The organism is Paenibacillus sp. FSL W8-0194 (assembly GCF_037969745.1).
Taxonomy (GTDB): Bacteria; Bacillota; Bacilli; order Paenibacillales; family Paenibacillaceae; genus Paenibacillus_AQ; species Paenibacillus_AQ cookii.
In genome coordinates this window covers 1,725,084-1,738,488 of the sequence record NZ_CP150205.1, presented here as the reverse complement: position 1 = coordinate 1,738,488, position 13,405 = coordinate 1,725,084, and the positions used below count along the sequence as shown (strand labels likewise).

Here is a 13,405-nt window from a genome sequence, read left to right as displayed (position 1 = left end):
AAAAAGAAAGAACCGCCGCCGAATCCTCTCGGATTCAAAGCGGCAGTCCGGTATCTTCCCGATTAAAAGGTTTTGCTTCTCACTTCGAAAATCGCAAACTTCAGGTAGTGCCCTTCATCGACGCCCAAAATTTGCGGATGGTCTTTCCCGGCGGCACGCCATTCGATCAAACGCAGAATCTTCCCTGCATCCGCCGCAGCCTCCCGGATCGTTTCCAGGAACAAATCGGGGCGCATATGGTACGAGCAGCTTGCCGTGACCAGGTACCCGCCTTCGTTCACCAGCTTCATGCCGTGCAGGTTGATGTCCTTGTATCCTCTGCAGGCGCCTTTTACGGCGCTTTTCGTTTTCGCGAAGGCTGGCGGGTCCAAAATGACGACGTCCCATGTTCTGCCGCCCCCCGCGGTCATTTTTTGCGAGGTATCGATCTTCCCTGCGCCGGCGGAACGGATCTGTCTTTCCTCCAGCCCTTTGACCTGCGACCGAAGATACTGGAACGCGTCATCCACGACGAACTCCACGCGGTCGCCGAAGCCGTTCAGCTCCACGTTTTCCCGCGCGCTGTCGATCGCATGCTGGGAGATGTCCAGGCAGGTCACTTTTTTGGCCCCGTATTTGCAGGCATGAAGCGTAAAGCTGCCGGTATGCGAAAAACATTCCAGCACCGTCGCGCCGTCCCAGAAAGGGAACGTGACGACCTTGCCGCTTTTGTTGACCGGACGCCGGACCCGTTGCCCGTTTTCTTCGACTTCCCGAACCTCGATCCCGCTGCGTTCGCCCCAGCCGGTCATCAGCGGCTCGATGGACGCGCGGTTTTCCCGCTGGTCGAAAAAGTAGCCGGTTTTTTGCCCTTCTTCGATATCGACGCGGATCAGCAGCCCGTTTTCCCGGACCGTAACGTATCTCGGGCATTCGCCGTAAAGGGGCCCCTTCGTCTGCTCCAGCCCTTCGAGCTCCCGGATCGGTACATCGCTCCGTTCATAGATGCCGCGCGGGTTCATCACCTTAGCCAAGGCGCCGACGATTTCCTTGCGCCGGATATCCATGCCCAGCGTCAAGAGCTGAATGACCAGCACGTCATCGAACCGGTCCACGATGAGGCCCGGGAGGAAATCGGCCTCCCCATACACCAGGCGATAAGCATTTCCTTCGTCCAGGAAGCGCTCCCGGTGCTTCAGGCAGCCAAGGAACCGCTCGGCGAAAAAGTCCTCGTCCATCGCTTCGATCTCGCGGTAGGAAACGGCGCGCACGGTAATCTGCGATGCCGGGTTGTAATAACCGGTCGCCAAATAACGGCCTTGATGGTTCACGACTTGGACCAGGTCCCCCGGCTGCGGATCGCCTTGAACCGACTCGATTTCGTTTTTGAAAATCCAGGGATGACCCTGCTCCAGCCTTTTTTTGCGGTTTTTATGAAGAACGACAGTTGCCAACATGTCCACTCCTACTCATGTCTATTTCTTGATCCTAATGGTTTGCTCCCCGGCCTCCCGTGTCATGGTTGTCCAAGCAGCGACATATACGTTATACATGGACAAGAATTCGCAAAGGAGAACCTTACCCATGTTTCATACGATAATTTTCCCCGTCGTGTACGGGCTGATCATTTTCCTGGCCGGGATGAAAGTGATGGAAGCCGCGCTGGGCAGCTGGGCCGGACCGCTGCTTTCGTCCTTTCTGCAAAAAGCGACCGCCTCCCCGCTCAAAGGCATGCTGTTCAGCACCGGCATTACGGCGGTGCTCCAAAGCAGCACGGCCGTGACCGTGCTCACGATGGGACTCGTCAATGCCGGCTTGCTATCATTCGACCGGACGCTGGGCATCATTCTCGGCAGCAATATCGGCACATGCATCACGACCGAGCTGATCGGCCTGCAGATCGGCCAAATCGCGCTGCCGCTGCTTGGCGTCTCCATCGTCGTGTGGGCGGCTGCGGTCCTGTTCGACGAGTACGGGCTTTTTGGGAAAAGCGGCAAAGCGGGGCGCTTTAAGCCGATACAGCTGATGGCGCTGGCCGCCGCCGGTTTTGCCATGGTCATGCTCGGCATCCGCGTCATGCAGATGATCGGGCCTTCCCTCGAAACATCCGGACTGTTCGGATGGTTTATCGCCCAATCCACGCATAACCTGTGGTGGAGCCTCGCTGCGGGCGCGGCTTTAACCGCGCTTATGCACAGCAGCGCTGCCGTCATCGGCCTGGCGATCGTGCTGGCGGCGTCCGGAACGCTCCCGGTGGCCGTCGGGATCGGCATCGTGCTCGGCGCGAACGTAGGCACTTGCGTAACGGCCGTCATTGCCGCGGTCGGAAGCACGAAATCCGGCCAATTCGTCGCCTGGACGCATGTCGTGCTCAACGTGGGCGGCGCGCTGCTGTTTATGCCCTTCATCCCGCAGCTGCAGCTTGCGGTGTCCTGGCTGTCCGCCGAGAGCGGCGCCCAGATTGCCCATGCCCAAACGCTGTTCAACATCCTTTGTTCGCTCGCCGCGCTCCCGTTATGTTATTTGCCGGCGTGGAAAAAAATCCGTTTTCACGGATAGTCCCCGATGATCCTCCAAAAAGGCGGCCTCGACGTTTCGACACGATTGCGCACATCTGGGGATGCATGTCGTCGACAGCGAAACGTATTGCCCTTGATGCCCTTTAGACCTGAATGCCAAGACGGGCGAGCGCCTTGCGGACGATGACGTCGTTGTTGTCGTAACCGCCTTGTTCCTGCCTGCTCCACGCTTCCTTCGGGTCGTACCAGGAGACGCCGCTGATTTCCTCCACCTGCGGGCGCAAGGTGCCGCTTTTGGCTTCGACGAGATAATAATGGACTTCCTTGTCCACTTCGCCATGGACAGGGTGAATGTACTTATATTTAATGATATCCACGGGAGCAACGATTTCTCCCCTGATTCCCGTTTCTTCTTCGATTTCCCGCAGCGCGGTCTGCTCTACGGTCTCGCCGGGCTCCATTTTCCCTTTCGGGAGCGAAATTTTGCCGTAACGATCCGTGATGAGCTGCACCATCAGCCGGTCTCCTTCGCAGCGGTATACGACGCCGCCCGCCGAAATCTCCGTTCTGGCCATCCCGATTCCTCCCTTGCCGAAGCCATAGTGCAACAAGGATTCCACTTCCTTGTTTGCACCGGAAATGAAATCCTTGTTTTTCAATCCATTTGATTTCTGGTTTACATCGCTGCGCCGGTAGCTCCGTCCAGAACGCGGACAAGCTGGCCTTCGCATTCATGCACGCCTGCTTTGGTGACTTTCACCCGGCAGATCTGGCCTTGAAGGTCCTCGGAGCCGTCAAAAACAAGCTGCAGGTAGTTGTCGCTGAAGCCGTGCATTTTGCCCGGACCATGCGATTCTTTCGAGCCTTCCGGAATGACGTCCAGCACTTGGCCGACGAATTTTTCCGCATAGGCGAGCTGCATGCTCTCCGAAAGGCTGATCAGCTCGCGCACGCGCTCGTGTTTGATTTCCTCGTCGACTTGGTCCTGCATCCGCGAAGCGGGCGTACCGTTCCGTTGGGAATACGGGAACACGTGCATCTCGGAGAAATTGATCGCCTTCATGAAATTGTAACCGTTCCGGAACATTTCATCCGTTTCCCCCGGGAAACCGACGATGACGTCCGTCGTAATGCCGACGTCCGGCATCGCCTGGCGGATCATCTGCATTTTGTTGTAGAATTCCTCGGTCGTGTACTTCCGGCGCATCCGTTTCAGAACGGTATCGTCTCCCGCCTGCAGCGGGATATGCAGATGACGGCACATTTTGGATGAGCGGTTCAGCACGTCCAGCATGTTGTCGTCGATTTGGCTGGCTTCGATCGAACTGATGCGGATCCGCTCCAGCCCGTCCACCTTGTCCAAATCCCACAGCAGGTCCGACAAACGGTAGTTTTCGAGGTCGTCGCCGAAACCTCCCGTATGAATGCCGGTCAGCACGATTTCTTTGTAGCCCGCTTCGACCAGCTGATGCGCCTGGGTGATGATGCTTTTCGGATCCCGGCTGCGCGACAGCCCGCGGGACCACGGAATGATGCAAAACGTGCAGAAATTGTTGCAGCCGTCCTGGATTTTCAGGAAAGCGCGGGTCCGGTCCGCAAAACTCGGAACGTCCATGTCCTCGAACACGCGGTTTTTCATGATGTTGCGCACGGCGTTGATCGGCTCGCGTTTTTCGCGGATTTCATTCACGAACGGAATGATTTTGTCGCGGTCCTGGTTGCCGATGACGAGATCGACGCCCGGAATGTCCATAATTTCGGCCGGAGACGTTTGCGCGTAGCAGCCCGTTACCGCGATGATCGCTTCGGGGTTGCGGCGCACGGCGCGGCGGATGATCTGCCGGCTCTTCTTGTCACCGGTGTTCGTTACGGTGCATGTATTGATCAAATAAACGTCTGCGGTCTGTTCGAAATCCACCTGCTCGTAGCCTTCTTTTTTGAACAGCTGCCAGATGGCTTCCGTGTCGTAAAAATTAACTTTGCAACCTAATGTGTAAAATGCAACGGATGGCATTTTCAAACTCCCCCCATTTCTCCGGATTCGTAAAGTATGCATGCAAGGGCAACCATACCCGCTGTTTCACAGCGCAGGATCCGTTTGCCGAGACCGACGCTGGCCGCTCCCGCTTCCTCCGCTTGACGGCATTCCTCCTCGCTGAACCCGCCTTCGGGACCGACGAGGAGCAGTACGCGCGGCGAACGGTCCGCCGGCATGACGCCGATGAACGGTTTCAACGCATCCCGCAGTTGGAGGCCTTCTTCCTTCTCATAGCAAAAATAAACGGCATCGTAGTTGCGGAACGTCGCCAAAAGCTGCTTCCAGCCAAGCGGCTGCGCAACCCGCGGAACCGTATTCCGGTGGCTTTGCTCGGCCGCTTCTTTCGCGATTTTGTTCCAGCGCTCCAGCCGCTTGGATTCCTTTTTGGCATCGTACTGGACGATCGTCCGCTCCGAAATGAACGGAACGAAGGAAACCGCGCCGATTTCGGTGCATTTCTGGATGACGGTCTCCATCTTGTCCCCTTTCGGCAGGCTCTGCGCAATCGTTACCTTCACGGCGGGCTCGTGCGTCATCTCCAGCGGCCGGACGATTGCCGCCGTGACCGTGCCGGATTCGATCGACGCAATTTCGACGAGCGCCTCGCGGGACACGCCGTCGCTGACGATGAACTGATCCCCGCTTTTGCCGCGCATGACCTTCGAAATATGGCGCGCATCCTCGCCGGATATGTCCACTGTATTTTCCTTGAACTGCTCGGGCGATACGAAATACCGCTGCATGTCATCAACATCCTATTGAAGATTTTGCAAAAATCCTGAATTTAAAAAAATCACAATCCTCATCATACAACATTTGCCCGGCTTGTGACCAGTACATGTTTACCGGTCGGGCGCCCCCGGCCTATGACAAAATATGCAAAAAGACCTGCATGAAGTGGTTATATAAATTGTAGGCCAGCGTATAAAGAGGCTTAATCGTGTAACTTTGAAGCACCGGAATGAACAAAATGAGCAAAAAGATAAACACCGACCACTGCTCCACCTGCTGCAGCTTGCCCCTTACGCGGCGAGGAACGAGATCCTCCACGATCCGGTAGCCGTCCAGTGGCGGCAGCGGAATAAGGTTAAACAAAAACAGGAAAAAGTTCATCAGTCCGAACAGCTGGAAAAACATCATGATCGCTTCCAGCAGCTTTTCATTCGAAATCGACGCCAGCACGCCCGTGCTGATGAGCAGCGAATAGATGAACGTGCCGATGACTGCCAGGAAAAAGTTGCTCAAAGGACCTGCGGCCGACACGACCACGCCCATCAAGCGCGGGCTTTTGAAATTGTCGCGGTTGACCGGAACGGGCCTCGCCCAGCCGAAGCCGGCGATCAGGAGCAAGATGATCCCGAGCAGGTCGAAGTGAACGGCGGGATTTAACGTAACCCGGCCCAGCAGCTTTGCCGTCGGATCGCCGAATTTATAGGCAAAATAAGCATGCGAAAATTCATGCACCGTAAAGGCGATGACCAGCACGACCAAATAAAAAGGGAGCTGTTCGAGCGGTACGCTGAGTATTTTGTTCAAAAAATCCATTATGACCTCTTTCTAGCTACAAATGCGACCCAGTCCTCATCGCGGCATACGTCCTCAATGGCAAAACCGGAATCCTCAAGTGCCTGCTGTACGATTTCCACTTTATTTTTATAAATGCCCGACGCGATATAAACGCCGCCCGGCTTAAGCGCCTGATACACGTCATCGATGAACAGCAAAATGATTTCAGCCAAAATGTTGGCCACGACGATGTCGACCGGCAGCGTGATTCCCAGCTCGCTTCCGTTGCCGCCGCTTAGCAGCCCCAGCAGATCGCTTTCTTTTACCGTAATCTGCCGCTCCATGCCGTTCAGTGCCGTATTTTCGCGCGCGCTGGATACCGCCACGGGGTCCAGGTCCAGGGCAAGCACATGTTTTGCCCCGAGCAAAACCGACCCGATGGACAAAATGCCCGAACCCGTTCCAACGTCGATGACTTCTTCTCCGCCTTTGATCACCTTCTCCAGCGTCCGCAGGCATAACGCCGTCGTCGGATGGGTGCCCGTGCCGAATGCCATGCCGGGGTCCAGCTCGATGATTTTTTCGGCTTCATGCTCCGGCTCGTATTCCTCCCAGGTCGGTTTGATCGTCAGCCGGTCGGAGACCCGCAGCGGCTTGAAATACTGCTTCCAGGCGGTCGCCCAATCATCCTCGTTGACCGTTTTGATCTCGTAACGGACATCTCCCGGATCGATCTCAAACTCGCGCAGCCCTTCGATTCTATGCTTCACTTCCTCCAAAATGTCCTCCACCTTGGATTCTTCCGAAAAATATCCTTTGATTTCGGCTTGTCCTTCAGGAATATCGTTAAGCGGCACCTCGTACCATTGACCGTAAGACGTGTCGCGCTTTTTGTTCAACGAACCGGATTCTTCGATCGAAACGCCGCCTGCCCCGGCTTCATGCAGGAAATTGGAAATCATCTCCACGGCTTCCTCAGTCGTATGTATCGTCAATTCATGCCATAACATCGTAATTCATCTTCCTCCTCAACTCGTGCATAGCTTTTATTGTACTATACATGGGCTGCCGAGTACAAAATTTTAAGGAAATTAGCCGTTAACCTTCGATTCCCTGCGAAAAAAATAACCGCGCCCAGGCTTTGTCAGCTTGTGCACGGTTATCGAGGCGGATTCCCGCATCAAGGTTTAGGGGAGGTCCAGCCGTCATCCATCTTGCGCAGCTGGCGCTCGTCGGCGGCTTCGCTGCGGCGGATCGCTTCCACGTCGTCCGCGTCGGCAAGCGCCCCGGAAAATTCGACGTCTTCGTTTTTCATGGACATCAGTTCCTTGATTTTTTCCGTTTTGGTCATAATGCGTCCCTTTTTATCACGGCTTGCCATGATTTTGCACCTCTTTCGAATTGGTAAACATGTCTTCAAGACAGCCATCCTTTGGAAAAGTTACACAAATCCGCCCGCTTCTTCGATAATTTTCATCGCTTTATCGAAGGATTCTTCCTCGACCACGACGGTCAGCAAAATATCCCGTCCGGTCGGACCTCCTTGGCCCCCGTCGCTCATGCCGCTGGCCGACGTGTTCGTGGCCGCCAGCACCCCGGCATCGCCGCCGATCGTGTTCCCGAACGTCACGGAGCTCAGGCTGTCCATGCCGGTGAGGTTCCGGTCCCCATAAGGATCGGTCCCCGGGTACATGCTGAAGCGGTCGATCGACATGTCCACGACGCGCAGCGATTGCAGCTTCCGGGACACGCTTTCGGCTTCTTCCGGGCTTTTGAAATATGCCAAAATATTTTTTTCGCTCAAAACGCTCACCTGCCTGTCGTATGTCTTCCTTGGCTGTTGCATAGGCTTTCTTTGCCTTTGGTTAGATTTTGCCTTATGCGGACCGAATATGCGCCGATTCCGACGAAAGCGCGGCTAGCCGGCTTTGGACACGAAAAAAACCGGCCAACTAATGGCCGGTTCCCCGTCGTGCTTATATATCCATTATTCCCCGCGGAAAGCGCGTTTCATGCGGTCGAAGAACGATTGTTCATGCTCGTGCGTCTGCTCGCCGTCAAGGGCGGCAAACTGGCGAAGCAGCTCCTTCTGCTCATCGCTCAGCTTGCTTGGCGTAACGACGACGACCTTCACGTGCTGGTCGCCTTGCCCGATGCCGCGCAGGCGCGGAACGCCTTTGCCCCGCAAACGGAAATAAGTTCCCGTTTGGGTGCCCGCAGGGATTTTCAGCTTCACTTTTTCCGTCAACGTCGGGATTTCGATCTCGTCCCCAAGCGCGGCTTGGGCGAAGGTCAGCGGAATTTCGCAGTAGATGTCGTCCCCTTCGCGTTCGAAGAAATCATGGGATTTGACCCGAATGACGATGTAAAGGTCGCCCGAAGGGCCGCCGCGCAGGCCGCCTTCGCCTTCTCCCGTCATGCGGAGCTGGGCGCCGTCGTCCACGCCGGCAGGAATTTTGACATGAATTTTGCGCTGCTTTTTCACTTTGCCGCTGCCGCCGCAAGTCGAGCATTTATCCTTGATGATCTGGCCGGTGCCGTTACAGTTCGAACAGCTGCGGCGGTTCACCATGCGCCCGAACGGCGTGTTTTGTACCACTTCCTGCTGGCCGGAGCCGTGGCACACGGAACAGGTTTGCGGTTTCGTGCCCGGCTTGGCGCCGGTTCCATGGCAGGTGTCGCAGTTTTCCGTGCGCGGAATCGTAATATCCTTTTCCACGCCGAATACCGCTTCCTTGAATTCGATGGTCATCGTATATTGAAGGTCATTCCCCCGCTGCGGCGCATACGGGTCGCGGCGGCCGCCGCCGCCGAAAAACATGTCGAAAATGTCGCCGAAGCCGCCAAAATCCGCTCCCTGGAATCCTCCGCCCATGCCCTGGTTCGGATCGATATGTCCGTACTGGTCATAAGTGGCGCGTTTTTGGCTGTCGCTGAGCACGTCATAAGCTTCCTTGACTTCCTTGAACTTGGCTTCCGCGTCAGCCGCTTTGTTGACGTCCGGGTGATATTGGCGGGCCAGCTTGCGGTAAGCTTTTTTGATTTCGTCTTCCGAAGCGTTTTTGCCGACGCCAAGCACCTCATAATAATCACGCTTATCAGCCACTCTTCCACCCCCGTTGTGTCCTCTGGAATATGCCGCTCATGGAAAAAGGAAAGCCGAAGCACCTGGGATGCCCCGGCTTTGACCTTCCCTTCCTGAACATAACTTTCTTAAGGTTAACCTTGTTTTTTATCCTCGTCAACAACCTCGTAATCCGCGTCGACGACGTTGTCCTTTTTAGCTGCGCCTTCCTGGCCGCCTTGGGCCCCTTCTGCGCCTTGCTGAGCCTGAGCCGCTTGCTCATACAACTTCACGGAAAGCTGCTGCACGATTTCGGTCAACTCTTCGGTTGCTTTTTTGATTTGCTCGAGGTCGTCGGATTCGATCGCCGCTTTCACTTTGTCTTTGGCTGCGTTCGCTTTTTCCACTTCCGCCGCATCGACTTTGTCGCCAAGGTCTTTGATCGTTTTTTCGGTGGAATATACGAGCTGGTCGGCGTTGTTTTTCGCTTCAACCAATTCTTTGCGTTTGCGGTCTTCCTCGGCATGCGCCTCGGCGTCTTTCATCATGCGTTCTACTTCCTCGTCGCTCAGGCCGCTGGAAGAAGTGATCGTGATTTTTTGCGTTTTGTTCGTGCCTTTATCCGTAGCGGACACGTTGACGATCCCGTTCGCGTCGATGTCGAACGTAACTTCGATTTGCGGCACGCCGCGCGGTGCCGGAGGGATGTCCCCAAGCATAAAACGTCCCAGCGTTTTGTTGCCGGCCGCCATTTGGCGTTCGCCCTGCAGGACATGGATTTCCACGCTCGGCTGGTTGTCGGCGTACGTAGAGAAAATCTGCGATTTGCTTGTAGGGATCGTCGTGTTGCGCTCGATCATTTTCGTGAATACGCCGCCTGCGGTTTCGATACCGAGGGACAGCGGAGTGACGTCCAGCAATACGACGTCTTTGACGTCGCCCGTCAGCACGCCGGCTTGCACCGCTGCGCCCAGCGCGACGACTTCGTCAGGGTTTACGCCTTTATGAGGCTCTTTGCCCGTCAGCTTTTTGATCGCTTCCTGAACGGCAGGAATACGCGTCGAGCCGCCAACAAGCACGACTTTGTCGATGTCGTTCGGAGTCATGCCCGCATCGCTGAGCGCTTGACGGGTAGGACCCAGCGTACGTTCGACGAGGTCTGCGGAGATCTCTTCGAATTTGGCCCGGGTCAGGTTCACTTCCAAGTGCTGAGGAACGCCGTCGACGACCGTGATGAACGGCAGGGAGATCGTCGTGGTCAGTACGCCGGAAAGTTCTTTTTTCGCTTTTTCCGCCGCGTCTTTCAGACGCTGAACGGCAGCTTTATCTTTGCTCAGGTCGATGCCTTGTTCTTTTTTGAACTCGTTGACGAGGTAATCGATGATGACTTGGTCGAAGTCGTCGCCGCCCAGGTGGTTGTCGCCGCTGGTCGCTTTTACTTCGAAGAAGCCGTCGCCCAGTTCCAGGATGGATACGTCGAACGTACCGCCGCCAAGGTCATAAACCAGGATCGTTTGGTCTTCCGATTTTTCGAGGCCGTAGGCCAGCGCCGCCGCCGTCGGTTCGTTGACGATCCGGAGAACTTCCAGGCCCGCGATTTTGCCCGCGTCTTTCGTTGCTTGGCGCTGGCTGTCGTTAAAGTATGCAGGAACCGTAATGACCGCTTGGGTCACAGGCTGTCCCAGATAGGCTTCGGCATCGGATTTCAGCTTCTGCAAAATCATCGCAGAAATTTCTTGCGGCGTATATTCTTTGCCGTCGATGACTTCCTTGTGGTTGGAGCCCATATGGCGTTTGATGGAGATGATGGTACGGTCAGGGTTCGTAATGGCCTGGCGTTTTGCCGTTTCGCCGACGATGCGCTCACCGTCTTTTTTGAAACCGACGACCGAAGGGGTCGTGCGCGCGCCTTCCGGGTTCGGGATGACGACGGCTTCGCCGCCTTCCATCACGGCTACGCAGGAGTTGGTTGTTCCAAGGTCAATACCGATAACTTTACTCATGAGAAAATATCCTCCTTCATTTATGAATCAGACGCTTTATATTCAAAAGCCGCCGAATTACATGCTGACTTTGACCATGGCCGGTCGCAGCACTCTGTCCTTGAGCATGTAGCCCTTTTGGACTTCCTCAACGACGATGCCTTCTTCGTATTCGTCACTTTCCACTTGCATGATCGCTTGATGGAATTCGGGGTTAAACGGCTTTCCTACCGAATCCATCGCTTCAAGGCCTTCGGCCTTCAGCACGCCTTCAAGCTGGCGGAAAATCATGTTCACGCCCTTGGCGAAAGATTCGATTTCGGCAGTGTCGCCGGCAGCGGAGATCGCCCGGTCAAAATTGTCGATGATCGGCAGCAGTTCCGTAATCAGCTTGGAGGAAGCGTATTTAGCAAAATCCTCTTTTTCCTTCAAGGTCCGTTTGCGGAAGTTGTCAAAATCCGCTTGGGTCCGCAGTGCGCGCTGCTGATATTCGTCGGCAAGCGATTGAAGACGCTGTACCTCGCTTTGAAGCTGCGCCGGGTCAACCGCTCCCGCATGTTCCTCTTCCGCAGAAGAAGCATCTGTGCCCGCCTCGGCAGCCGCTTTTTCTTGTTCGGCCGCTTCCTCGATGTTTTGGTTTTCATTCAGTTCGTTTTCGTTTTCTTGAAATTGCTGGTTTTCTTTCAAGATGTCTTCACCTCCTTAATATGCTCTATCTTTTTGGCATCAAACTTACTTTTCTTTAGTGACTCTTTGGCGACGTTCATTCATTTCGGCCGCCCCGCATCTTGATGACGTTATGAATGCGCAGCACGGCCGCAGCGACTTCGCCGGCCGTCAGCAATCCATGGATTTTAACGAGCGCGGGATCGACGATGCCTTGATCCTCGTAGTGGATGACAAGCCCGGTATCGCAATCGATGCCCATGCCGTCGCAATGTTCAGCCAGCTGCGCGGCACGGGCCTCTTCCATTTTTTCGAGCGGATTGTAGCCGGCGTTCTGCAGAATTTGAGCCATCGGCTTGCGCAGGGCGGCGGCCACGGCGGCAATGCCGTAGGCTTCCATCCCCTTCACCGCCTCGCGTCGGCGCTCCAGCTCATAGGAAACGGCAAGCTCCGCGGTCCCGCCGCCGGGCAGAATCCCGCCGGAGATAGCCGCCTGCAGCGCGGAGGCCGCATCCGCGGCAATCCGGGCCGCTTCGCCGACGACCTCGGCCGTGCTGGCCCCGACGATCAGCGTGACGACAGGGTCTTCCTTCTGTCCGCCGCTGCGAATTCGTACGCGCTCCAGCTGTTCGTCGTAACGCGCCTGCGGAGTAAAGCCGAGCTGTCTTGACAACGACTCCGGCTCCTTATGTAAAGCCGTCCGCCGCAGCGGCACGGCTCCCGTCATCAGGCTGACGCGGGCCAGGTCCTTCCGGCTTACCCGGGGAACCACCATGATGCCGTGGTCCATGCAAAACTGCTCGGCATCCGGATGTATTCCCTTTTCAAGCAAAATCAGGCCAACGCCAAGTTCCGCCAGCACATGCAAATCGCGGGCAAATCGTTCCCGCAGCTCCATATAGCGGGCAAAACCGGCCTCGGTCGTCAACACTTCCTCATCCAACGTTTCCGGCTCGAGCGCATCGTGCAAAACAAGGATGCGGGTATCGGAAAGATCCGGGGCATCATGCGGATACAAAGGCGCCTGTCTCAGCAGAAGTCCTTCAAATACTTCATTATTGCCTTTTTCATGGGCGGTAACCGCTTCGGCGAGGGAATAGGAAGGATCTCTCAGCTTGCGCAGCCCGACGATCCCGGCTGCTTCCATGACAAGCGAGACGATCTCCTCCCGTTCCCTGCCGGCAACATAGACGGCTTTGGCCAGCAAAGGATCGTCCAGATCGCCGATCTCCCTCGCCCTGCTCCGGAGGGAATCGGCCGCCATGCGGACGCCCTGCTGCATGCCGGCCACGACTTTGGATGCTGGCACCCCTTTGACGATTTGGGCGACGCCTTCCTGAACGAGCGCTCCGGCCAGGACGGTGGCCGTCGTCGTGCCGTCCCCGACTTTTTGCTGCTGCGACCGGGCCACCTGGATCAGGAGCCTGGCCGCAGGATGGCTGACGTCCATTTTATCGAGGATGGTTACCCCGTCGTTGGTAATGATCACTTCCCCGCGGTCTCCCACCAGCATGACGTCAAGCCCTTTGGGTCCGAGGGTTCCTTCGACCGCCGAAGTGACGGCGCGAACGGCATTGCTGTTGTTAAGCAGCGAAGCGTAACGTTCCTCGCCTTCACGCACCGGCTGCTGACCTTGACTCATCCGTCTTCC

General features: G+C 56.1%; 13 protein-coding genes. 1 reads left to right on the top strand and 12 read right to left on the bottom strand.

The window, feature by feature from the left end:
* Positions 1 to 62: 62 nt before the first annotated feature.
* Positions 63 to 1,433, bottom strand: coding sequence for a class I SAM-dependent rRNA methyltransferase (locus tag MKY58_RS07495; RefSeq protein ID WP_339325079.1), 1,371 nt, complete (start codon positions 1,431 to 1,433; stop codon positions 63 to 65).
* Between the two features lie 130 nt (positions 1,434 to 1,563).
* On the opposite strand from MKY58_RS07495, the gene MKY58_RS07490 reads away from it, so the two are divergent.
* The gene (locus MKY58_RS07490) at positions 1,564 to 2,538 is read left to right on the top strand and encodes a Na/Pi symporter (protein ID WP_339324063.1); all 975 of its coding nucleotides are present in this window, start codon (positions 1,564 to 1,566) and stop codon (positions 2,536 to 2,538) included.
* Positions 2,539 to 2,641: 103 nt separating this feature from the next.
* Here the strand turns inward: MKY58_RS07490 and MKY58_RS07485 are convergent, their stop codons facing one another.
* The 11 genes from MKY58_RS07485 to MKY58_RS07435 form a co-directional block, all read right to left on the bottom strand.
* Positions 2,642 to 3,073 (bottom strand): NUDIX domain-containing protein, encoded by a 432-nt coding sequence (locus MKY58_RS07485; protein ID WP_036712389.1) that lies wholly within the window; start codon positions 3,071 to 3,073, stop codon positions 2,642 to 2,644.
* 101 nt (positions 3,074 to 3,174) lie between these two features.
* Positions 3,175 to 4,512: a tRNA (N(6)-L-threonylcarbamoyladenosine(37)-C(2))-methylthiotransferase MtaB gene (mtaB, locus tag MKY58_RS07480; protein WP_339324062.1), complete on the bottom strand. Its 1,338-nt coding sequence runs from the start codon at positions 4,510 to 4,512 to the stop codon at positions 3,175 to 3,177.
* A gap of 2 nt (positions 4,513 to 4,514) precedes the next feature.
* Positions 4,515 to 5,279: a 16S rRNA (uracil(1498)-N(3))-methyltransferase gene (locus MKY58_RS07475; protein ID WP_339324061.1), complete on the bottom strand. Its 765-nt coding sequence runs from the start codon at positions 5,277 to 5,279 to the stop codon at positions 4,515 to 4,517.
* 121 nt (positions 5,280 to 5,400) lie between these two features.
* Positions 5,401 to 6,081: a site-2 protease family protein gene (locus MKY58_RS07470; RefSeq protein WP_339324060.1), complete on the bottom strand. Its 681-nt coding sequence runs from the start codon at positions 6,079 to 6,081 to the stop codon at positions 5,401 to 5,403.
* Positions 6,081 to 7,052, bottom strand: coding sequence for a 50S ribosomal protein L11 methyltransferase (gene prmA, locus MKY58_RS07465; protein WP_339324059.1), 972 nt, complete (start codon positions 7,050 to 7,052; stop codon positions 6,081 to 6,083). The genes MKY58_RS07470 and prmA overlap by 1 nt, the downstream gene beginning before the upstream one ends.
* A gap of 170 nt (positions 7,053 to 7,222) precedes the next feature.
* Positions 7,223 to 7,423, bottom strand: coding sequence for a YfhD family protein (locus MKY58_RS07460; protein ID WP_036712349.1), 201 nt, complete (start codon positions 7,421 to 7,423; stop codon positions 7,223 to 7,225).
* Positions 7,424 to 7,483: 60 nt separating this feature from the next.
* On the bottom strand, positions 7,484 to 7,846 hold the full coding sequence (locus MKY58_RS07455; protein ID WP_212947238.1) for a hypothetical protein: 363 nt from the start codon (positions 7,844 to 7,846) through the stop codon (positions 7,484 to 7,486).
* A gap of 183 nt (positions 7,847 to 8,029) precedes the next feature.
* Complete coding sequence (dnaJ, locus tag MKY58_RS07450) at positions 8,030 to 9,148, bottom strand: molecular chaperone DnaJ (protein WP_339324058.1); 1,119 nt, start codon at positions 9,146 to 9,148, stop codon at positions 8,030 to 8,032.
* A 113-nt stretch (positions 9,149 to 9,261) separates the two neighbouring features.
* Positions 9,262 to 11,109, bottom strand: coding sequence for a molecular chaperone DnaK (gene dnaK, locus MKY58_RS07445; protein ID WP_212947241.1), 1,848 nt, complete (start codon positions 11,107 to 11,109; stop codon positions 9,262 to 9,264).
* Positions 11,110 to 11,166: 57 nt separating this feature from the next.
* The gene (gene grpE / locus MKY58_RS07440; RefSeq protein ID WP_339324057.1) at positions 11,167 to 11,775 is read right to left on the bottom strand and encodes a nucleotide exchange factor GrpE; all 609 of its coding nucleotides are present in this window, start codon (positions 11,773 to 11,775) and stop codon (positions 11,167 to 11,169) included.
* 76 nt (positions 11,776 to 11,851) lie between these two features.
* The gene (locus tag MKY58_RS07435; protein WP_339324056.1) at positions 11,852 to 13,396 is read right to left on the bottom strand and encodes a TCP-1/cpn60 chaperonin family protein; all 1,545 of its coding nucleotides are present in this window, start codon (positions 13,394 to 13,396) and stop codon (positions 11,852 to 11,854) included.
* Positions 13,397 to 13,405 lie beyond the last annotated feature (9 nt).

Excerpts from the sequence above, each read along its gene's own strand:
- MKY58_RS07475 (WP_339324061.1), bottom strand. The coding sequence starts at position 5,279 with ATGCAGCGGTATTTCGTATCGCCCGAGCAGTTCAAGGAAAATACAGTG.
- prmA (WP_339324059.1), bottom strand. The coding sequence starts at position 7,052 with ATGTTATGGCATGAATTGACGATACATACGACTGAGGAAGCCGTGGAG.
- MKY58_RS07470 (WP_339324060.1), bottom strand. The coding sequence starts at position 6,081 with ATGGATTTTTTGAACAAAATACTCAGCGTACCGCTCGAACAGCTCCCT.
- MKY58_RS07435 (WP_339324056.1), bottom strand. The coding sequence starts at position 13,396 with ATGAGTCAAGGTCAGCAGCCGGTGCGTGAAGGCGAGGAACGTTACGCT.
- mtaB (WP_339324062.1), bottom strand. The coding sequence starts at position 4,512 with ATGCCATCCGTTGCATTTTACACATTAGGTTGCAAAGTTAATTTTTAC.
- MKY58_RS07460 (WP_036712349.1), bottom strand. The coding sequence starts at position 7,423 with ATGGCAAGCCGTGATAAAAAGGGACGCATTATGACCAAAACGGAAAAA.
- MKY58_RS07485 (WP_036712389.1), bottom strand. The coding sequence starts at position 3,073 with ATGGCCAGAACGGAGATTTCGGCGGGCGGCGTCGTATACCGCTGCGAA.
- MKY58_RS07490 (WP_339324063.1), top strand. The coding sequence starts at position 1,564 with ATGTTTCATACGATAATTTTCCCCGTCGTGTACGGGCTGATCATTTTC.
- dnaK (WP_212947241.1), bottom strand. The coding sequence starts at position 11,109 with ATGAGTAAAGTTATCGGTATTGACCTTGGAACAACCAACTCCTGCGTA.